The sequence below is a fragment of the Streptomyces sp. BR1 genome, from assembly GCF_052373795.1.
Classification (GTDB): Bacteria; Actinomycetota; Actinomycetes; order Streptomycetales; family Streptomycetaceae; genus Streptomyces.
In genome coordinates this window covers 1,841,052-1,860,315 of record NZ_CM126252.1, presented here as the reverse complement: position 1 = coordinate 1,860,315, position 19,264 = coordinate 1,841,052, and the positions used below count along the sequence as shown (strand labels likewise).

Genomic DNA, 19,264 nt, shown 5'->3' with positions numbered 1-19,264 from the left:
ACACAGCACCCACCGGCAATGGCCTTCTTCGTATGTGTACGAGGAGATCCCCATGAATCAGGGCGCGGACGCCGCCACCCAGGCTGACAACAAGCGCGACGACGGCAAGGTCACCGGACGCTTCATGCTGAAGCTCTCCGGTGAGGCGTTCGCCGGCGGAGGGGGTCTCGGTGTGGACCCCGACGTCGTGCACGCGATCGCCCGCGAGATCGCCGCGGTCGTACGGGACGGCGCGCAGATCGCCGTCGTCATCGGCGGCGGAAACTTCTTCCGCGGCGCAGAGCTCCAGCAGCGCGGCATGGACCGGGCCCGCTCCGACTACATGGGCATGCTCGGCACCGTCATGAACTGCCTCGCCCTCCAGGACTTCCTGGAGAAGGAGGGCATCGACTCCCGGGTCCAGACCGCCATCACGATGGGCCAGGTCGCGGAGCCGTACATCCCGCTGCGCGCCGTGCGCCACCTGGAGAAGGGACGCGTCGTCATCTTCGGCGCGGGCATGGGCATGCCGTACTTCTCCACCGACACCACCGCCGCCCAGCGCGCCCTCGAAATCGACGCCGAGGCCATGCTGATGGGCAAGAACGGGGTCGACGGGGTCTACGACTCCGACCCGCGCGTCAACCCGGACGCCGTGAAGTTCGACGCGCTGGAGTACGGCGAGGTCATCACCCGCGACCTGAAGGTGGCGGACATGACCGCCATCACCCTGTGCCGCGACAACAACCTCCCCATCCTGGTCTTCGAACTGCTCGCCGAGGGCAATATCGCGCGTGCGGTCAAGGGTGAGAAGATCGGCACTCTCGTGAGCGACCAGGGCACCCGGGCCTGACCGGGGGATGGACAATCCCCTGACGGTCGGACACCGTGCAGGGAAAGACGCGGGTTACGCAGGGCCGTTGAGCACCCCACGGATTGTTCCCGGCCCACTCAAGACATGCAGGAGCAAGTGGTGATCGAAGAAATCCTCCTCGAAGCCGAGGAGAAGATGGAGAAGGCCGTCCTGGTCGCCAAGGAGGACTTCGCCGCGATCCGCACCGGGCGTGCGCACCCGGCGATGTTCAACAAGATCGTGGCGGACTACTACGGCGCGCTGACGCCGATCAACCAGCTGGCCTCGTTCTCGGTGCCGGAGCCGCGCATGGCGGTGGTGACCCCGTTCGACAAGAGCGCGCTGCGCAACATCGAGCAGGCGATCCGCGACTCGGACCTCGGCGTCAACCCGAGCAACGACGGCAGCATCATCCGGGTGAACTTCCCGGAGCTGACCGAGGAGCGCCGCCGCGACTACATCAAGGTCGCGCGCACCAAGGCCGAGGACTCCAAGGTGTCGATCCGCTCCGTGCGCCGCAAGGCCAAGGACGCCCTCGACAAGCTCGTCAAGGACAAGGAGTCCGGCGAGGACGAGGTCCGCCGTGCGGAGAAGGAGCTCGACGACACCACCGCGAAGTACGTCGCGCAGGTGGACGAGCTGCTCAAGCACAAGGAAGCCGAGCTGCTAGAGGTCTGATGAACGACTCTTCCTGGGGGGCTCCGCCGAGACCTGAGCACTGGGGGCCGCCCGACCAGGGGCCTTCCCAGGAGGTGCCTTCGGCGGGTCCTGCTTACGATGCGTATGACGCCCCGTCCCGGACGCAGCCCATGCCCATCGTGCCCGACGCGGGACCGGCCGCCGAAGACCGCGAAGCACGTGAAAGGGGGACCGCTCGGCTGAGCGGGCCCCTGTTCCGCGAAGAGACGCCGCAGGAGCCCATGCCCAGCTCGGTACCACCTTCGACTCCGCAGCAGCCGCAGCGGCCCGCGCAGCCGGAGAAGAAGAAGGCCGGGCGCGACCTGCGGGCCGCGATAGGGGTCGGCGTCGGGCTCGGCGCGGTCATCCTGGCCTCGCTGTTCGTGGTCAAGGCCGTCTTCGTCGGCGTGATCGCGGTGGCGGTCGTCGTCGGGCTGTGGGAGCTCACCTCCCGCCTCGACGAGCGCAAGGGCATCAAGGCTCCGCTGGTGCCGCTCGCGGTGGGCGGCGCGGCGATGGTCGTCGCCGGCTACGCGCGCGGTGCCGAGGGCGCCTGGGTCGCGATGGCGCTGACCGCGCTCGCGGTGCTGGTGTGGCGGATGACGGAGAAGCCCGAGGGCTACCTCAAGGACGTCACGGCGGGCGTCTTCGCGGCGTTCTACGTGCCGTTCCTGGCCACGTTCGTCGCGATGATGCTCACCGCCGACGACGGGCCGTGGCGGGTGTTCGTCTTCCTGCTGCTGACCGTGGTCAGCGACACCGGCGCGTACGCGGTCGGCTGGCGCTTCGGCAAGACCAAGCTGGCGCCGCGCATCAGCCCCGGCAAGACCCGCGAGGGCCTGCTCGGCGCGGTGACGTTCGCGATGGCGGCGGGCGCGGTGTGCATGCAGTTCCTCATCGACGACGGCCAGTGGTGGCAGGGCCTGCTCCTGGGCCTCGCGGTCGCGGCCAGCGCCACGCTCGGCGACCTCGGCGAGTCGATGATCAAGCGGGACCTCGGCATCAAGGACATGGGCACCCTGCTGCCGGGCCACGGCGGCATCATGGACCGCCTGGACTCCCTGCTGCCCACGGCACCGGTGGTGTGGCTGCTGCTCGTCATCTTCGTCGGCGGCAGCTGACCTGCTGTTTTACGGTTCGGGGCTCGTTGTCCACAGGACGGCGAGCCCCTTTCCGTATGTCTGAGACACTGGTGGGACCATGCCGAAGCCCGGAGAACTCACTTTCGTCGCCCCCCGCGGAGCCAAGAAGCCGCCGCGGCACCTCGCCGACCTCTCGCCCGCCGAGCGCAAAGAGGCTGTCGCCGCGATCGGCGAGAAGCCGTTCCGCGCCAAGCAGCTCTCGCAGCACTACTTCGCGCGGTACGCGCACGACCCGGCCCAGTGGACCGACATCCCGGCGGGCGCGCGCGTCAAGCTCCAGGAGGAGCTGCTGCCGGACCTGATGTCGGTGGTGCGGCACATCTCGTGCGACGACGACACCACCCGTAAGACGCTGTGGCGACTGCACGACGGGACGCTCGTCGAGTCGGTGCTCATGCGCTACCCGGACCGGGTCACCATGTGCATCTCCTCGCAGGCGGGCTGCGGCATGAACTGCCCGTTCTGCGCGACCGGCCAGGCCGGCCTGGACCGCAACCTGTCGACCGCCGAGATCGTGCACCAGATCGTCGACGGTATGCGCGCGCTGCGCGACGGCGAGGTCCCCGGCGGCCCGGCACGCCTGTCGAACATCGTCTTCATGGGCATGGGCGAGCCGCTCGCCAACTACAAGCGGGTCGTCGGCGCCATCCGCCGCCTCACCGACCCCGAGCCCGACGGCCTGGGCCTGTCCCAGCGCGGCATCACCGTCTCCACCGTCGGCCTGGTCCCGGCGATGCACCGCTTCGCCGACGAGGGCTTCAAGTGCCGCCTCGCCGTGTCGCTGCACGCACCGGACGACGAGCTGCGCGACACGCTGGTGCCGGTCAACACCCGGTGGAAGGTCCGCGAGGTCCTGGACGCCGCCTGGGAGTACGCGGAGAAGTCGGGCCGCCGTATCTCCATCGAGTACGCGCTGATCCGCGACATCAACGACCAGGCCTGGCGCGGTGACCTGCTCGGCCGCCTCCTCAAGGGCAAGCGGGTCCACGTCAACCTGATCCCGCTGAACCCGACACCCGGCTCCAAGTGGACCGCCTCGCGGCCCGAGGACGAGAAGGCGTTCGTCGAGGCGATCGCCTCCCATGGCGTGCCGGTGACCGTCCGCGACACCCGTGGCCAGGAGATCGACGGAGCGTGCGGCCAGCTCGCCGCGTCCGAGAGGTAGTCTGGGCTCGAAAATCTGCATATTCCGACAGGGGAGCGCCACAGCGCTGAGAGTGCGACACCGTCAGGTCGCAGACCCTCTGAACCTTGCCCAGGTCATTCTGGGTAGGAAGTTCGGTCATCACTCAAGCTGTTGCGCCCTGCCCACCGCCCGCCCGCTCGGGCCCGGTGGGCAGGGCCGCGTCTCTTCCTGGTCATGTCCAGGAGGAAGAAATGAGCAGTACCAAGAAGCTCGCGGCAAGCGCGCTCGCCGCCGCCCTCGGCGTCAGTACGCTCGCCGCGTGCGGCGGCAAGTCCGACAGCGGCTCGAAGTCCGACAGCGGCACCAAGTCCAAGACCGTCACGCTGGTCAGCCATGACTCGTTCGCCGCCTCCGACGCCGTGCTCAAGGAGTTCACGGCGCAGACCGGCTACACGGTCAAGGTCCTCAAGAGCGGTGACGCGGGCGCGGCCCTCAACCAGGAGATCCTCACCAAGGGCTCCCCGCGCGGCGACGTCTTCTTCGGCGTCGACAACACCCTGCTCTCGCGCGCCCTCGACAACGGGATCTTCACCCCGTACACGGCCAAGGGCCTGGACCGGGTCGCCGCCGACGTGCAGCTCGACAAGGACAAGCACCGGGTCACGCCCATCGACTCCGGCGACATCTGCGTCAACTATGACAAGAAGTACTTCGCGGACAAGAAGCTGACGCCGCCGAGCTCCTTCGACGACCTGATCAAGCCCGAGTACAAGAACCTGCTGGTCACCGAGAACGTCGCCACCTCCTCGCCCGGTCTGGGCTTCCTCCTCGGCAGCGTCGCGAAGTACGGCGACGACGGCTGGCAGGACTACTGGAAGAAGCTGAAGGCCAACGGCCTCAAGGTCGACGACGGCTGGGAGCAGGCCTACAACCAGGACTTCTCCGGCTCGGCCGGCGGCAAGAAGGCCAAGGCGGACCGTCCGCTGGTGGTCAGCTACGCCTCCAGCCCGCCCGCCGAGGTCGTCTACGCCAAGCCGCAGCCCTCCGAGGCGCCCACGGCTGTCGCCACCGGCACCTGCTTCCGCCAGACCGAGTTCGCGGGCCTGCTCAAGGGCGCCAAGAACGAGGCCGGCGGCAAGGCGCTCCTCGACTTCCTGATCACCAAGAAGTTCCAGGAGGACATGCCGCTGAACATGTTCGTGAACCCGGTGGTCAAGGACGCGGCTCTGCCCGAGGTCTTCACCAAGTTCGGCGCCACCTCCAGCGAGAAGCACGACGTGGCCCCCGACAAGATCTCCAAGAACCGTGAGCAGTGGGTCAAGACGTGGTCCTCGCTCGTGCTGAAGTAGTACGCGCCCCCCGTGCGAAGAGGGCGCGGGCGAACGCGGTGCGGCTGGGGCTCATGGCCCTGCCGCTCGTGTTCTTCGCGCTCTTCTTCGCCTGGCCCGTCGCCGCCATCGTGGGGCGCGGGCTGCGGGTGGACGGGGTGTGGCAGTTCGGCCGGATCGGCGAGGTGGTCACCGAGCCCGACATCGGGCACGTCCTGTGGTTCACCACCTGGCAGGCGCTCGCCTCCACCGCGCTCACCCTGCTGATCGCGCTGCCCGCCGCCTATGTCTTCGCGCGCCTCGACTTCCCCGGCCGCCACTTGCTGCGGGCGGTCGTGACCGTCCCCTTCGTGCTGCCGACGGTCGTCGTCGGCACCGCGTTCCTGGCGCTGCTCGGCCGGGGCGGACTGCTCGACCAGCTGTGGGGCGTACGCCTGGACACGACGGTGTGGGCGATCCTGCTCGCGCACGTCTTCTTCAACTACGCGGTCGTCGTACGCACGGTCGGCGGGCTGTGGGCGCAGCTCGATCCACGCCAGGAGGAGGCCGCGCGGGTGCTCGGCGCCTCCCGTTTCGCCGCCTGGCGCCAGGTCACGCTGCCCGCGCTGGCGCCCGCCGTGTCGGCGGCGGCGCTCATGGTCTTCCTGTTCACCTTCACCTCGTTCGGCGTCGTCCAGATCCTCGGCGGCCCCACCTTCTCGACCCTTGAGGTCGAGATCTACCGGCAGACCGCCGAACTGCTCGACCTGCCGACAGCGGCCGTGCTCACCCTCGTCCAGTTCGCGGCGGTCGGCGCGATCCTCGCCGTGCACGCGTGGACCGTACGGCGCCGCGAGAGCACGCTGAAGCTGGTGGACCCGGCGCAGACCGCGCGCAGGCCGCGCGGCGCCGGGCAGTGGACGCTGCTCACGTCGGTCCTCGCCGTCATCGCCCTGCTGATCCTGCTGCCGCTCGGCGTCCTGATCACCCGTTCCCTGGACACCCCCGACGGCTACGGCTTCGGCTACTACAGCTCCCTCCAATCGGTCGGCGCGGGCGGCACGTTCCTGGTGCCGCCGCTGGAAGCCGTCTGGAACTCCGTGCAGTACGCGCTCGCCGCCACCGCCATCGCGGTCGTCATCGGGGGACTCGCGGCCGCGGCCCTGGCGCGGCGCGGCGGGCGTCTGGTGCGGGGCTTCGACGCGCTGCTGATGCTGCCGCTGGGGGTGTCGGCGGTGACCGTCGGCTTCGGCTTCCTGATCACCCTGGACAAGCCGCCGCTCGACCTGCGCACCTCCTGGATCCTGGTGCCGCTGGCGCAGGCGCTGGTGGGCGTGCCGTTCGTCGTACGCACCATGCTTCCCGTACTGCGGGCGGTGGACGCGCGACTGCGCGAGGCGGCGGCCGTGCTCGGCGCGTCCCCGCTGCGGGCCTGGCGGGAGGTGGATCTGCCGCTGGTGCGGCGGGCGCTGCTGATCGCGGCGGGGTTCGCGTTCGCCGTCTCCCTCGGCGAGTTCGGCGCGACCGTCTTCATCGCGCGCCCCGACCGGCCGACCCTGCCGGTCGCGGTCGCCCGCCTGCTCGGCCGCGCCGGAGACCTCAACTACGGCCAGGCGATGGCGCTGAGCACGATTTTGATGGTGGTGTGCGCGGTGGCCCTGCTGGCCCTCGAACGCCTACGTACGGACCGGACCGGAGAGTTCTGATGCTGAAGCTGGACGGGGTGACGGTCCGGTTCGGCGAGCGGGCGGCGCTCGACGCGGTGGACCTGGAGGTTGCCGACCACGAGACCGTGTGCGTGCTCGGGCCCAGCGGCAGCGGCAAGTCGACGCTGCTGCGGGTGGTCGCCGGGCTCCAGGCGGTGGACGGCGGCCGGGTGCTGCTGGGGGGCGCCGACCAGGCGGGCGTGCCGGTGCACCGGCGGGGCGTGGGCCTGATGTTCCAGGACCATCAGCTGTTCCCGCAGCGGGACGTGGCCGGCAACGTCGCGTTCGGGCTGCGCATGCGCGGGGTCGGGCGCGGTGAACAGGAGCGGCGGGTCGGGGAGTTGCTGGAGCTCGTCGGGCTGCCCGGGGCCGGGAAGCGGGCGGTGGCCGCGCTGTCGGGCGGCGAGCAGCAGCGGGTGGCGCTGGCGCGGGCGCTCGCGCCGGAGCCCCGGCTGCTGATGCTGGACGAGCCGCTCGGTCAGCTGGACCGTACGCTACGGGAACGCCTCGTCGTCGAACTTCGTTCCCTGTTCGGGCAGTTGGGTACGACCGTGCTCGCGGTCACGCACGACCAGGGCGAGGCGTTCGCGCTCGCCGACCGGGTCGTGGTGATGCGCGAGGGACGCATCGCGCAGACCGGCACGCCGCTGGAGGTCTGGCGGCATCCCGCGTCCGAGTTCGTGGCACGGTTCCTCGGGTTCGAGAACGTGGTGGCTGCGGAGGTGTCGGGGGCGGTGGCGGACACGGAGTGGGGCAAGGTCCCGGTCCCGCCCGGCTCGCCGCAGGGCTCGGCCCGGTTGCTGGTCCGCCCGGCGGGGGTGCGGGTGGCTGGGGACGGCTTGCGGTGCGAGGTGCTGGCGCGCACGTTCCGGGGGAACCATGTGGCGGTACGGCTGCGACCGGAGTCCGGGGCGGTCCTTGAGGCGGAGTGCGCGCTGAGGGAAGCGCCGGAGGTGGGGGAGCGGGTGGGGGTGTCGTTCCTGGCGGACGAGGTGGTGGTGCTGCGGGGGTAGGTTTCCCCACCCCACCCCGCCCCTTCCCGAAAGCCCTCGGCGGGCGGCCGGGTGGTGGGTCGAGGCGGGAGGGAAGGGTTCTCCGGGGGCTCCGCCCCCAGGCCCCCGGCGGGGCCTGCGGCCCCTGCACCCCACTCGGGGCTCCGCCCCGGACCCCGGACGGCATGGAGGTGCGCCCGTGCCTCGTGGGGCTTCGCCCCCGGGCCCCCGGCGGGGCTGCGCCCCTGCACCCCACTTGCGGCTCCGCCCCTGCACCCCCTGGGGCTGCGCCCCTGCACCCCACTCGGGGCTCCGCCCCCTGCCGACGCGGGGCCTACGGCCCCTGCACCCCGCTTGCGGCTCCGCCCCGGCTAGCCCACCCGCTCCGGCACCGGTGCCGGGACCTCGGCCTCCGGCTCCACCCCATGCGCCCCCTCCGACCCGAACCACGCCACCGCCACCGCGCCCGCGACCGCCAGGACGAAGCCGAGGACCGCCATCCAGGCGAAGCCGTCGCGGGAGGCGTCGCCCAGCCAGAGGACGCCTATCGCGCCCGGGAGGACCGTTTCGCCTACCACCAGGGCCGCCGTCGCGCCGTTGACCGAGCCGATCTGGAGGGCGACCGTGTGCAGGTACATGCCGCCGCAGCCGGCGATCAGGATCGCGTAGAGGGCCGGGTCGGCGAGGAGTTTGCCGAGGTCGAAGGGGTCGATGCCGTTCAGGACGCGTACGCCCACGCCCAGCGCGCCGAAGCCGAGGCCCGACAGCAGGCCCGCCAGGATCGCGGCGCGGGCGCCGAGCAGGCGTACCGCCACCGCGCCGCCCGCCATCAGCACCACCGACACCACCAGCAGCCACCAGTGCGTGGCGAGCGGCGTGTGGCCGCTGCCCTCCGCGCCCGCCGCCGTCGCCAGGAGCACCAACGCCGAGCACACCACGGCTATCGAGCCCCACTCGGCACGGCTCAGCCGTATCCCGAGCAGCTTCACACTCAGGACCGCCGTGATCACCAGGTTCGCGCTGATCACCGTCTGGGAGAGGAAGAGGGGGAGCAGGCGGGCCGCCAGGGCTCCCAGCGCGAAGCCCACGAAGTCCAGCGCCGTGCCGACCATGAACTCCCACGTCATCGCCGCCTTCGCGGTCGACGACAGGCTCGGGCCGCCGTGCTGGGTGCGGGCCGTCGCCGCCGCCTCGCGGCGTGCGGACTTGCGGGATCCGACGGCTTGCAGGACCGAGCCCGTGCCGTAACAGATCGAGGCCGCGATCGCGGTCAGTAGGCCGATCAGCACCAAAAGCTCCGTTCCATGGGTGTACGTCCTGCTCACCAGGCAGACGTCACCCGTGGGCAGGGCGTTGCCTTGACCTCGCCTTGGTGATCTATGCGTTATACGGGCGCACGCAGCGCGGTGTGCTCACGCTCCCAGGCGCGTCAGCGCCTGGGGCGCCTCGTCCACCGAGTCCACCAGCGCGATCCGCGCCGCCATCGGGCGCTCCTTCGCCAGCGCCTGGAGCAGTGGCCAGAGGGGCAGGTGCTCGGTCCAGTGCACCCGGTTGACCAGCACCATCGGCGTCGGGGCGCCGCGCGAGCCGTAGTAGTTCGGCGTCGCGTTGTCGAAGATCTCCTGTACGGTCCCGGCCGCGCCCGGCAGGAAGACGACACCCGCCGTGGAGCGCGCGAGCAGGCCGTCCTCGCGGGTGGCGTTGGCGAAGTACTTGCCGATGTGGCTGGCGAACGCGTTCGGCGGTTCATGGCCGTAGAACCAGGTGGGGATGCCGACCGACTCGCCGCCCCGGGGGTGGCGCCTGCGTACCGCGAAGGCCGCCCGCGCCCAGTCGGAGACGGACGGGGCGAACGACGGCACCCCGGCGAGGAGTTCAAGGGCCTCGCCGAGCATCGCGTCGCGGAAGGGCGCGGCGTACGCGCCCAGGTTCGCGGCCTCCATCGCGCCCGGCCCGCCGCCGGTGGCGACCGTGTAGCCGTGCCGGGTCAGGGTGCGTCCGAGCCGCGCGGCCCCGGCGTACTCCTCGCTGCCCCGGCCCATCGCGTGCCCGCCCATCACGCCCACGACCCGCGCCCCGGCGAGGTATTCGTCGAGCGCGTCCGAGATCGAGTCGTCGTGGATCGAGCGCAGCATCGACGCGAAGATGTCGCCGTCGGAGCGGGTCCGCTGGAACCAGGCGTATGAGCGGGCGTCGGGCGTACGGTCGTAGCCGCCGTCGACGCCGTCGAACAACTCGTCGGGGGTGTAGAGCAGCCCCCGGTACGGGTCGAACGGCAGGTCGGGGACGGGTGGGAAGACCAGTGCGCCGTCCGCGCGCACCTTGGCGGTGACGTCCGGCGCCATCCGGCAGCCGAGGAAGACCGCGCCCGCGGTGTCGGTCGCCAGCAGCGCGAACGTACGGTCCGTCAGATCGAGGGACTGCAGGCGGTATCCGACGAGCGTGCCGCCCGCGACGACCTCGTCGAACTCGGCGACGGACTCGATCTCCCGGTCCCGCGCGCTCGGCACCCGCTGAAAGTCTTCACTGGCCACTTGGCCACGATAGGCGGTACGGGGGTGGGGGTCCCGGCTGGGCGCTCGGCCCGGGCCGGCGGCTTCTTCAGCCCGCCGCTCCTCGGCCCGCCGCCTCTCGGCCCGTAAGCCCCTGACCCCTCACCCCGTCAACGGCAACGCCGCCAACTCCGCGATCCCCCACGTCAGCGGCGCGAACACGGCCAGTACCGCCGCCGCCCGCAGCGCCGCCGACGCGCGCAGGACCTTCGCCGGGGTGCCCAGGCGCAGCATCGCCGCCGTCGTCTCGCCGCGGGCGTGCTTGGACTCCAGGGCGGCGGTCAGCAGCGTCGCCACCGTGCAGCTCGTGACCAGCGCCGCGCCCAGGCCCGTCAGCGGGCCGAACGGATGCGGCCCGGCCTCGTCCCCGTACAGCACCGACGCGGCGATCATCGCGGACGCCACCGCGCACACCACGCCCAGCGGGCGGCCGATGCGGCGGGCCTCCGCCATCAGGACGCGGCCCGCGAGCAGCCGCGCGGCTCCCGGGCGCGCGCATTGCAGGAGGCGGCCGCACAGATGGGTGAGGGCGGGTCCGGCCACCGCCAGGCCGAACGCCGTCAGCATCCAGCCGACCAGTACCCCGGCCGGGCTGGAGTCGGGGTGGCCGGGGAGCGGGATCGCCGAGCTCGGGGTGCCCCGGCTCGCCCAGCTCTCCATCGCCAGGCCCGCCGTGACCAGGGTGATCCCCCAGGGCAGCCCGAGCGGGACGGCATTCGCGCGCCGCTCGGCCGTGCTCTTCTTGGGTGTCTCCTTGCGCGGGCGCAGCGCGAGCCCGGCGGCCGCCGACGCGGTCACCGGCAGGATCGCGAGCAGGGTGAGGGCCGCGGCCGGCGGCAGCGGCTGGTCCGCTTCGAGCAGATGGGCCGCCGCCCCGTCGTAGGGGAGCCCGGTGATGTCGCCGCGCAGATGGAGGTAGGCGCCGAGCGCCACGGTGGAGCCGAGGGTACAGGCCACGGCCGTCGACGCCGCGGCGATCGCGGCCAGTTTCCCGGGGCCGAGGCCCACCGACGACAGGCCCGGGCGCGGGCGCGTACTGGGGTCGGTGCGGGCCACCGCGACCGCGAAGTGCACGGTCGCGGCGAGCGGCACCGCGCACCACAGCAGCCGCAGCAGCGAACCGCCCGGGTGTCCGACCGCGTAACCCAGGGTGCACAGGAACAGGAAGCCGACGCCCGCCGACGCCGCCGCCACCAGCAGACGGCGCAGCAGGACCAGCGGATGGCTGCCGCGGGCTAGACGGAGAGCGAGCACGCGGCGCGGCCCTCCGCGTCGGGGGCGCCCGCGATTCCGGCCGCGGTGACCCGGCGGCCGTCCAGCAGCCACACGGTGCGGTCGGCGAGCGCCGCGACCTCCGCGTCATGGGTGGCCAGGACCGTGGTGATGGCGTGTGAGCGCGCGGCCGCCGTCAGGGTGCGCAGCACCTGCGCCCGGTCGGCGCGGTGCAGCGTCGCGGTCGGCTCGTCGGCGAACAGCACCGCCGGGGAGGTGACCAGCGCGCGGGCGATCGCCACGCGCTGGCGTTGCGCCGTGAGCAGCGCGCAGGGCCGTTTACGGGCGCACGCACCGATGTCGAGACGCTCCAGCCACTCCATCGCGGCCTTCTTCGCGGTGCGGTGCGAGATGCCGCGCAGCAGCAGCGGCAGCGCGGCGTTCTCCCACGCCTTGAGCTCCGGCACCAGCGCGGGCTCCGGGTCGATCCAGCCGAACCGGTCGCGGCGCAGCCGTTCGCGGGCGAGCGCGCCGAGGGTGTGCACGGGCGCGCTGTTGAACCACACCTCGCCCTCGTCGGGCACCAGCTGGCCCGACAGGGCGCGCAGCAGGGTGGTCTTGCCGCTGCCGCGCGGGCCGCCGACGGCCAGGATCTCGCCCTCGCGGATCCCGATCGAGACGCCGGTCAGGGCGGGCGAGCCGCCGTGGGAGTGGTGCAGGGAACGTCCCCAGAGCACATCGTTGTCCGGCGGGGCCACCATGGCGTACACCTCGGTTCAGATCAGATTTCCTACTTCCCCGTATGGGGGAACGAAGGCAGGGCCGATCGGTCACTGGGCACCGTAGGGACTCGCGGAGCACGGGGGCGCACAGCACGCGGCCCGGTCGCGCCATCTCACTCGGATGGCGCGACCGGGCCGGTGCGTTCAGACGAATCGCGGGGACGAGCCGGGCCTACAGCTTCGTCCAGGCCTCCGTCAGGACCTGTCGCAGGACGCCCTCGATCTCGTCGAAGGTCTCCTGGTTGGAGATCAGCGGCGGGGCCAGCTGGACCACCGGGTCGCCCCGGTCGTCCGCGCGGCAGTACAGGCCGTTCTCGAAGAGCGCCTTGGAGAGGAAGCCGTACAGGACGCGCTCGGTCTCCTCCTCGTTGAAGGACTCCTTGGTGTTCTTGTCCTTCACCAGCTCGATGCCGTAGAAGAAGCCGTTGCCGCGCACATCGCCGACTATCGGCAGGTCGTGGAGCTTCTTGAGGGTGTCGAAGAAGGCGCCCTCGTTGTCGAGCACGTGCTGGTTGAGGCCCTCGCGCTCGAAGATGTCGAGGTTGGCAAGTCCCACGGCCGCGGAGACCGGGTGGCCGCCGAAGGTGTAGCCGTGCAGGAAGGTGTTGTCGCCCTTGTAGAACGGCTCGGCGATCCGGTCCGAGACGATGCACGCGCCGATCGGGGAGTAGCCCGAGGTCATGCCCTTGGCGCAGGTGATCATGTCCGGCACGTAGTCGAACTTGTCGCAGGCGAACATCGTGCCCAGGCGGCCGAAGGCGCAGATGACCTCGTCGGAGACGAGCAGCACGTCGTACTTGTCGCAGATCTCGCGTACGCGCTGGAAGTAGCCGGGCGGCGGCGGGAAGCAGCCGCCCGCGTTCTGCACCGGCTCCAGGAAGACGGCCGCGACCGTGTCCGGGCCCTCGAAGAGGATCTCCTGCTCGATCTGGTCGGCGGCCCAGCGGCCGAAGGCCTCCGGGTCGTCGCCGTGGATCGGGGCGCGGTAGATGTTGGTGTTCGGCACCTTGTGCGCGCCGGGGACCAGCGGCTCGAAGGGGGCCTTCAGGGCGGGCAGACCGGTGATGGACAGGGCGCCCTGCGGGGTGCCGTGGTAGGCGACCGCACGCGAGATGACCTTGTATTTCGTGTGGTTGCCGGTGAGCTTGTGGTACTGCTTCGCCAGCTTCCAGGCGGTCTCGACCGCCTCGCCGCCGCCGGTGGTGAAGAAGACCTTGTTGAGGTCGCCCGGCGCGTAGTGCGCCAGGCGCTCGGCGAGCTCGACCGCCTTGGGGTGGGCGTAGGACCACACCGGGAAGAAGGCCAGCTCCTGGGCCTGCTTGTAGGCGGTCTCGGCGAGCTCGTGACGGCCGTGGCCGGCGTTGACGACGAACAGGCCGGAGAGCCCGTCGAGGTACTTCTTGCCCTTGTCGTCGTAGATGTAGGTGCCCTCGCCCCGCACGATGGTGGGAACGGGCGCGTTCTCGTACGACGACATGCGGGTGAAGTGCATCCACAGGTGGTCGTAGGCGGTCTGGCTCAGGTCCTTGCTCACGGCTATCGGGTTCCCCACATATAGGTCTGCTTCTTCAACTTGAGGTAGACGAAGCTCTCGGTGGAGCGCACGCCGGGGAGGGCGCGGATCCGCTTGTTGATGACGTCCAGCAGGTGGTCGTCGTCCTCGCAGACGACCTCCACCATCAGGTCGAAGGAGCCCGCGGTCATCACCACGTACTCGCACTCGGCCATGGCCGTCAGGGCGTCGGCCACGGGGTCGAGGTCGCCCTCGACGTTGATGCCGACCATCGCCTGGCGCCTGAACCCCACGGTGAGGGGATCGGTGACGGCGACGATCTGCATCACGCCCTGGTCGAGCAGCTTCTGCACGCGCTGGCGCACGGCCGCTTCCGACAGGCCCACGGCCTTGCCGATCGCGGCGTACGGGCGGCGCCCGTCCTCTTGGAGCTGCTCGATGATCGCCAGGGAGACGGCGTCGATCGACGGGGACGATCCGTTCCCGGTCCTGGGGTCTGCGCTTCGACTGGCCACGGAGCCACTGTGCACCCCGACTCGTCTGTCCCGCAACCCCAAAGCGATGAAATTCGTTGTTCCGTGACCTCGCGGGAACTGAATCCGAAGTTGCCGGGGGTCGGGTCTGTCGAAATGGTCGACCGGGCGACTAGGGTGGCCGGGGAGGGGTGTCTCATCCCTCGGACAAGGAACATTTGGCAGGAGATCGGACGACGACGTCCGGTCCCATCGACCGGGAGGCCGGAACGTGACCACCGAACTGCGTCGTCTGCGCAACTACATCGACGGAGAGTTCCGGGACGCCGCTGACGGGCGGACCATCGAGGTGGTCAACCCGGCCACGGGCGAGGCGTACGCCACCTCGCCGCTCTCCGGCCAGGCGGACGTCGACGCCGCCATGGCGGCCGCCGCCGCGGCCTTCCCGGCCTGGCGCGACACCACCCCGGCCGAGCGCCAGAAGGTCCTGCTGAAGATCGCGGACGCCTTCGAGGAGCGCGCCGAGGACCTGATCGCCGCCGAGTCGGAGAACACCGGCAAGCCGCTCGCGCTCACCGCGAGCGAGGAGATCCCGCCGATGGTGGACCAGATCCGCTTCTTCGCGGGCGCGGCCCGGCTCCTCGAAGGCCGTTCGGCCGGTGAGTACATGGAGGGGATGACCTCGATCATCCGCCGTGAGCCGGTCGGCGTCTGCGCGCAGGTCGCGCCGTGGAACTACCCGATGATGATGGCCGTGTGGAAGTTCGCCCCGGCGCTCGCCGCGGGCAACACCGTCGTCCTCAAGCCGTCGGACACCACGCCTGCCTCCACCGTCCTGATCGCCGAGATCATCGGTGCGATCGTGCCCAAGGGTGTCTTCAACGTCATCTGCGGCGACCGCGACACCGGCCGCGCCATGGTCGAGCACCCCACCCCGGCGATGGCCTCCATCACCGGTTCCGTACGGGCCGGTATGCAGGTCGCCGAGTCCGCGGCCAAGGACGTCAAGCGCGTCCACCTGGAGCTCGGCGGCAAGGCCCCGGTCGTCGTCTTCGAGGACGCCGACATCGCCAAGGCCGTCGAGGACATCGCGGTGGCGGGCTACTTCAACGCCGGTCAGGACTGTACGGCCGCGACCCGCGTGCTCGTCCACGAGTCGATCCACGACGAGTTCGTGACCGCGCTCGCCAAGGCCGCCGCCGACACCAAGACCGGCCAGCCGGACGACGAGGACGTGCTGTACGGCCCGCTCAACAACGCCAACCAGCTCAAGCAGGTCACCGGCTTCATCGAGCGCCTGCCCGCCCACGCCAAGGTCGAGGCGGGCGGCCACCGGGTCGGCGACAAGGGCTACTTCTACGCCCCGACCGTCGTCTCCGGCCTCAAGCAGGACGACGAGATCATCCAGAACGAGGTCTTCGGCCCGGTCATCACCGTCCAGTCCTTCAGCGACGAGAAGCAGGCCCTGGAGTACGCGAACGGAGTCGAGTACGCGCTCGCCTCCTCGGTCTGGACGAAGGACCACGCCCGGGCGATGCGCATGTCCAAGTACCTGGACTTCGGCTGCGTCTGGATCAACACGCACATCCCGCTCGTCGCGGAGATGCCGCACGGCGGCTTCAAGAAGTCCGGTTACGGCAAGGACCTGTCGGCCTACGGCTTCGAGGACTACACGCGCATCAAGCACGTGATGACGTCGTACGAGGCCTGATCGACCGCTTGACCTGTGGTGCGGCATCGACGCGGTGCCGCACCACACGCCTGTCCGGTGCCTGTTGCCGTGCCCCAAAGGGGCGCGGGGAACTGCGCGACCAGCCACCCACGGTCCGCAGTCGACACGTTGTCGGGCCAGTCACGTACGGCTGTACGCACCGTCCATTGCCCGGTACACCCGGGCCCCGGCATCCTTCGGGGGTGCCAGCGACCCCCATGAACAACTTCTCCCGCCGCCACCTACTGCGTGCTCTGGGCGGCGGAGCCGCCGCGGCCGCGCTGGCGGGCTGCGGTGTGCCCGCGGCGTACGTCGGACCCGGTGACCGCGCGGCCCGTGACCGCTCGGCCAGTGAGCACCGGCTGACCTTCGCCAACTGGCCGCTCTACATCGACACCGACGAGCACGACAAGTCGAAGCGGCCCACCCTCGAAGGCTTCACCAAGAAGACCGGGGTCTCCGTCACGTACACCGAGGAGATCAACGACAACGACGAGTTCTTCGGGAAGATCAGCCCGGCCCTGATGAACCATCAGGCGACCGGCCGGGACATCATCGTGGTCAGCGACTGGATGGCGGCCCGGTTCGTCCGGCTCGGCTGGGTGCAGGAGATGGACCGCGCCCATCAGTCGAACGTGGCCAAGTACCTGGATCCGCAGCTGACTTCGCCCGCCTTCGACAAGGGGCGGCTGCACAGCGTGCCCTGGCAGTCCGGGATCACCGGCATCGCGTACAACAAGAAGAAGCTCGGCCGCGAGATCAAGCACACCAGTGACCTGTGGGACCCGCGCCTGGCGGGCAAGGTGACGCTGCTGTCCGGCCTCGACGAGTCGTTCGCGCTGCTGATGCAGGGCGACGGCGTCGATGTCACGCGGTGGACCGCCGACGACTTCCACCGGATGTGCGACCGCGTCGAGACGCAGGTGCGCAAGAAGCAGATACGCCGCTTCACCGGCAACGACTACATCAAGGACCTCTCCACCGGCGATGTGCTGGCCTGCCAGGCGTACTCGGGCGATGTGATCCAGCTCCAGGCGGACAACCCCGACATCGCGTTCGTGGTGCCCGAGGAGGGTGCCGAGCTGTGGGCCGAGTCGATGATGATCCCCAACCTGGCCGCGCACAAGGCCAACGCGGAGGCGCTGATCGACTACTACTACGACCCTGCGGTCGCGGCGGAGCTGGCGGTCTGGGTCAACTATGTCTGCCCGGTCCCGGCCGCGCGCGAGGTCCTCGCCGCCTCCAAGGACAAGGACCGGGCCGAACTCGCCGAGGACCCGCTGATCTTCCCGGACTCGACGATGCGCCAACGGCTCGCCATCGCCCGGGACATCACCTCGGACGAGCGGGTGGAGTTCGCCAAGAGGTGGAACTCGATAGTGGGGCTGTAGGGGCCCGGGGGCCGTCGAGGGCTCGTTTTGAACGCGTTCAAGCCACGGCGTACGCTGCGGTCATGAGCGAGCGAAGAGCTGCCCTCGTGCGGGGCATACGCCTGTGGCTTGTCGGCTTCATCGTCTGTCTGGTGCTGAGCGGGCTGACCGCGTTCCCGCTGGTCCACGAACTGCACTGGACGCAGAGCGCGTTGGACGCGCTGTCCGTGGGGGACTGGTTCCCCGGTCTGACCCAGTGGATCGACCGGGTCCGCGAGGGCCTGGACCGCACCGACGCGCAGTACCCCTTCGTCCTCTACGGCACCGACTGGCTGGCGTTCGCGCACCTCGTCATCGCGGTCGCCTTCTACGGGCCCTACCGCGACCCCGTACGCAACATCTGGGTCGTCGAGTTCGGGATGATCGCCTGCGCCGGGATCATCCCGCTGGCCCTGATCTGCGGGCCGGTCCGGGGGATCCCCTTCTGGTGGTCGGTGATCGACATGTCGTTCGGCGTCTTCGGGGTGATCCCGCTGTATGTGGTGCGCCGCAGGATCAAGGAGCTGGAGGCGCTGACGGCGCCGGTCCCGTCGGGCGAACCGGCGCCGGTCCTCTGAGGTCAGGAGGCGTCCGGGGCGCCGAAGGCGGCGATCATGATCCGCTGGGCCGTGCGGTTCATGTCCGTGCCCTTGGCGTCCGTGGAGTTGACGCTGTAGACGAGGGTCCGCGCCAGCTCGCCGGTGGGCGACATGGCCGCCCCGATCACGGTGTTGTAGCCCCAGCGCCCGCCCGTCTTGCCCCACACGTCACGCCCGCCCAGCCGCATCGTCGTCAGGCCCACGCTGTAGGCGGCCCGCTTGCCCGTCTTCACATCGCGCACCGACGCGTCCGGCAGCGTGAACATCTCCTTGAGCAGCGGACCGCGCACCACATGCCCGGTGAACAGGGCGCGGGTGAAGCGCTCCAGGTCGGCGGTGGTCGAGATCAGATCGCCCGCCGCGAAGGTGTCGCCCTCGCCCCACACCGACACGTCCACCAGCTCGGTCGTGCCGTCCGCCTTGGCGAAGACCTGGTAGCCGTGGTTGTGGCGGCCCCGGATCGTGGTGGCGGTGCCGGTGACGGAGGTGTCGTTCAGGTGCAGCGGCCGCAGGATGCGGCGGGAGAGCTGATGGGCGTACGAGTCGCCGGTGACGCGCTCGATCAGCAGACCGGCGACCGTGTAGCCGATGTTGTCGTAGTGCTGCTTGGTGCCGGGCGCGAAGTCCGGCTTCTGCGCGGTGGCTTCGCGCACCACGTCGGCCGGGTCGCGGCTCTCCAGGCGGTGCGCGTACCAGTAGTCCAGGGTGTCGCCGCCCGAGCCGGTGGACGGGATGCCGCTGGTGTGGTTGAGCAGCTGGCGCACGGTGACCTGGTCGTACGCCGCCGGGATCAGATCGGGCAGATACGCGCGGACCGGCTTGTTCAGGTCGACCCTGGCCTCGCCCGCCAGCTGGAGCACCACGGCCGCCGTGAACACCTTGGTCACCGAACCGGCCCGGAAGCGGGCGCCGGGGTCGGCCGGGCGGTTCGTCTCGATGTCGTGCACCCCGGCGCTGCCGCGCCAGGTCCCCTCGGCGCCCCCGACCCGTACGAGCGCGGCGGTCGCGTCGGCGCCGGGCTTGCCGACGTCCGCGATGGCGGCCTTGAGGGCGGCGGTGTCGAGGGAGCCGGTGCGGGTGGCGTCCTGGTGGCTCGCGACCCGGACCGGGGAGGCGGCGGTGGCCGGGCCCGCCGCGACCCCCAGGACCAGGGCGGTGGCGATCAGCGTGGTGCGGGTACGGGCGTTCATCGTGTGGTCTCCGTCGTCGGGTCGGTCGTCGTGCTGACGG

The 19,264-nt window shown here is 70.7% G+C and carries 17 protein-coding genes; 10 read left to right on the top strand and 7 right to left on the bottom strand.

What is annotated here, in order from left to right; translation table 11 throughout:
- Positions 1 to 52: 52 nt before the first annotated feature.
- The 7 genes from pyrH to ACT1U9_RS07605 all read left to right on the top strand — a co-directional run bounded on the left by pyrH (position 53) and on the right by ACT1U9_RS07605 (position 7,804).
- Complete coding sequence (gene pyrH / locus ACT1U9_RS07635; RefSeq protein ID WP_444537610.1) at positions 53 to 832, top strand: UMP kinase; 780 nt, start codon at positions 53 to 55, stop codon at positions 830 to 832.
- Positions 833 to 952: 120 nt separating this feature from the next.
- The gene (frr, locus tag ACT1U9_RS07630; protein WP_369383449.1) at positions 953 to 1,510 is read left to right on the top strand and encodes a ribosome recycling factor; all 558 of its coding nucleotides are present in this window, start codon (positions 953 to 955) and stop codon (positions 1,508 to 1,510) included.
- Complete coding sequence (locus ACT1U9_RS07625; protein ID WP_444537609.1) at positions 1,510 to 2,631, top strand: phosphatidate cytidylyltransferase; 1,122 nt, start codon at positions 1,510 to 1,512, stop codon at positions 2,629 to 2,631. The genes frr and ACT1U9_RS07625 overlap by 1 nt, the downstream gene beginning before the upstream one ends.
- A 79-nt stretch (positions 2,632 to 2,710) precedes the next feature.
- Entirely contained in the window at positions 2,711 to 3,817 is a 1,107-nt protein-coding gene (gene rlmN, locus ACT1U9_RS07620; RefSeq protein ID WP_444537608.1) for a 23S rRNA (adenine(2503)-C(2))-methyltransferase RlmN, read from the top strand.
- Between the two features lie 212 nt (positions 3,818 to 4,029).
- Positions 4,030 to 5,127, top strand: coding sequence for a thiamine ABC transporter substrate-binding protein (locus ACT1U9_RS07615; RefSeq protein WP_444537607.1), 1,098 nt, complete (start codon positions 4,030 to 4,032; stop codon positions 5,125 to 5,127).
- A gap of 53 nt (positions 5,128 to 5,180) precedes the next feature.
- Positions 5,181 to 6,791 (top strand): ABC transporter permease, encoded by a 1,611-nt coding sequence (locus ACT1U9_RS07610; protein WP_444537606.1) that lies wholly within the window; start codon positions 5,181 to 5,183, stop codon positions 6,789 to 6,791.
- Entirely contained in the window at positions 6,791 to 7,804 is a 1,014-nt protein-coding gene (locus ACT1U9_RS07605; protein ID WP_444537605.1) for an ABC transporter ATP-binding protein, read from the top strand. The genes ACT1U9_RS07610 and ACT1U9_RS07605 overlap by 1 nt, the downstream gene beginning before the upstream one ends.
- A gap of 350 nt (positions 7,805 to 8,154) precedes the next feature.
- Here ACT1U9_RS07605 and ACT1U9_RS07600 read toward each other — a convergent pair whose 3' ends face one another.
- The 6 genes from ACT1U9_RS07600 to ACT1U9_RS07575 form a co-directional block, all read right to left on the bottom strand.
- On the bottom strand, positions 8,155 to 9,072 hold the full coding sequence (locus ACT1U9_RS07600) for a hypothetical protein (RefSeq protein WP_444539033.1): 918 nt from the start codon (positions 9,070 to 9,072) through the stop codon (positions 8,155 to 8,157).
- 123 nt (positions 9,073 to 9,195) lie between these two features.
- Positions 9,196 to 10,317: an LOG family protein gene (locus ACT1U9_RS07595; protein ID WP_444537604.1), complete on the bottom strand. Its 1,122-nt coding sequence runs from the start codon at positions 10,315 to 10,317 to the stop codon at positions 9,196 to 9,198.
- Positions 10,318 to 10,437: 120 nt separating this feature from the next.
- Positions 10,438 to 11,589, bottom strand: a complete 1,152-nt coding sequence (locus tag ACT1U9_RS07590) for a hypothetical protein (RefSeq protein ID WP_444537603.1) — start codon at positions 11,587 to 11,589, stop codon at positions 10,438 to 10,440.
- Entirely contained in the window at positions 11,571 to 12,317 is a 747-nt protein-coding gene (locus ACT1U9_RS07585; RefSeq protein WP_444537602.1) for an ABC transporter ATP-binding protein, read from the bottom strand. The genes ACT1U9_RS07590 and ACT1U9_RS07585 overlap by 19 nt, the downstream gene beginning before the upstream one ends.
- 184 nt (positions 12,318 to 12,501) lie before the next feature.
- On the bottom strand, positions 12,502 to 13,881 hold the full coding sequence (locus ACT1U9_RS07580) for an aspartate aminotransferase family protein (protein WP_444537601.1): 1,380 nt from the start codon (positions 13,879 to 13,881) through the stop codon (positions 12,502 to 12,504).
- On the bottom strand, positions 13,866 to 14,357 hold the full coding sequence (locus ACT1U9_RS07575) for an Lrp/AsnC family transcriptional regulator (RefSeq protein ID WP_188275329.1): 492 nt from the start codon (positions 14,355 to 14,357) through the stop codon (positions 13,866 to 13,868). Before ACT1U9_RS07575 ends, ACT1U9_RS07580 begins: the two co-directional genes overlap by 16 nt.
- 229 nt (positions 14,358 to 14,586) lie before the next feature.
- Here ACT1U9_RS07575 and ACT1U9_RS07570 point away from each other — a divergent pair, with 229 nt between their 5' ends.
- From ACT1U9_RS07570 to ACT1U9_RS07560, 3 genes are all read left to right on the top strand, one after another.
- Entirely contained in the window at positions 14,587 to 16,026 is a 1,440-nt protein-coding gene (locus tag ACT1U9_RS07570; protein ID WP_444537600.1) for a gamma-aminobutyraldehyde dehydrogenase, read from the top strand.
- A gap of 218 nt (positions 16,027 to 16,244) precedes the next feature.
- Positions 16,245 to 17,417 (top strand): polyamine ABC transporter substrate-binding protein, encoded by a 1,173-nt coding sequence (locus ACT1U9_RS07565; RefSeq protein WP_444539032.1) that lies wholly within the window; start codon positions 16,245 to 16,247, stop codon positions 17,415 to 17,417.
- Positions 17,418 to 17,479: 62 nt separating this feature from the next.
- Positions 17,480 to 18,013 carry a hypothetical protein gene (locus tag ACT1U9_RS07560; protein WP_444537599.1) on the top strand — a complete coding sequence of 178 codons (534 nt, stop codon included), beginning with the start codon at positions 17,480 to 17,482 and terminating at the stop codon, positions 18,011 to 18,013.
- A 2-nt stretch (positions 18,014 to 18,015) separates the two neighbouring features.
- Here the strand turns inward: ACT1U9_RS07560 and ACT1U9_RS07555 are convergent, their stop codons facing one another.
- Positions 18,016 to 19,224, bottom strand: a complete 1,209-nt coding sequence (locus ACT1U9_RS07555; RefSeq protein ID WP_444537598.1) for a serine hydrolase domain-containing protein — start codon at positions 19,222 to 19,224, stop codon at positions 18,016 to 18,018.
- Positions 19,225 to 19,264: the final 40 nt, after the last annotated feature.

Bases quoted from the DNA above. Each gene is read 5' to 3' on its own strand.
- pyrH (WP_444537610.1), top strand. From the start codon at position 53: ATGAATCAGGGCGCGGACGCCGCCACCCAGGCTGACAACAAGCGCGAC.
- ACT1U9_RS07555 (WP_444537598.1), bottom strand. From the start codon at position 19,224: ATGAACGCCCGTACCCGCACCACGCTGATCGCCACCGCCCTGGTCCTG.
- ACT1U9_RS07610 (WP_444537606.1), top strand. From the start codon at position 5,181: ATGGCCCTGCCGCTCGTGTTCTTCGCGCTCTTCTTCGCCTGGCCCGTC.
- ACT1U9_RS07560 (WP_444537599.1), top strand. From the start codon at position 17,480: ATGAGCGAGCGAAGAGCTGCCCTCGTGCGGGGCATACGCCTGTGGCTT.
- rlmN (WP_444537608.1), top strand. From the start codon at position 2,711: ATGCCGAAGCCCGGAGAACTCACTTTCGTCGCCCCCCGCGGAGCCAAG.
- ACT1U9_RS07615 (WP_444537607.1), top strand. From the start codon at position 4,030: ATGAGCAGTACCAAGAAGCTCGCGGCAAGCGCGCTCGCCGCCGCCCTC.
- ACT1U9_RS07625 (WP_444537609.1), top strand. From the start codon at position 1,510: ATGAACGACTCTTCCTGGGGGGCTCCGCCGAGACCTGAGCACTGGGGG.
- ACT1U9_RS07565 (WP_444539032.1), top strand. From the start codon at position 16,245: ATGAACAACTTCTCCCGCCGCCACCTACTGCGTGCTCTGGGCGGCGGA.
- ACT1U9_RS07605 (WP_444537605.1), top strand. From the start codon at position 6,791: ATGCTGAAGCTGGACGGGGTGACGGTCCGGTTCGGCGAGCGGGCGGCG.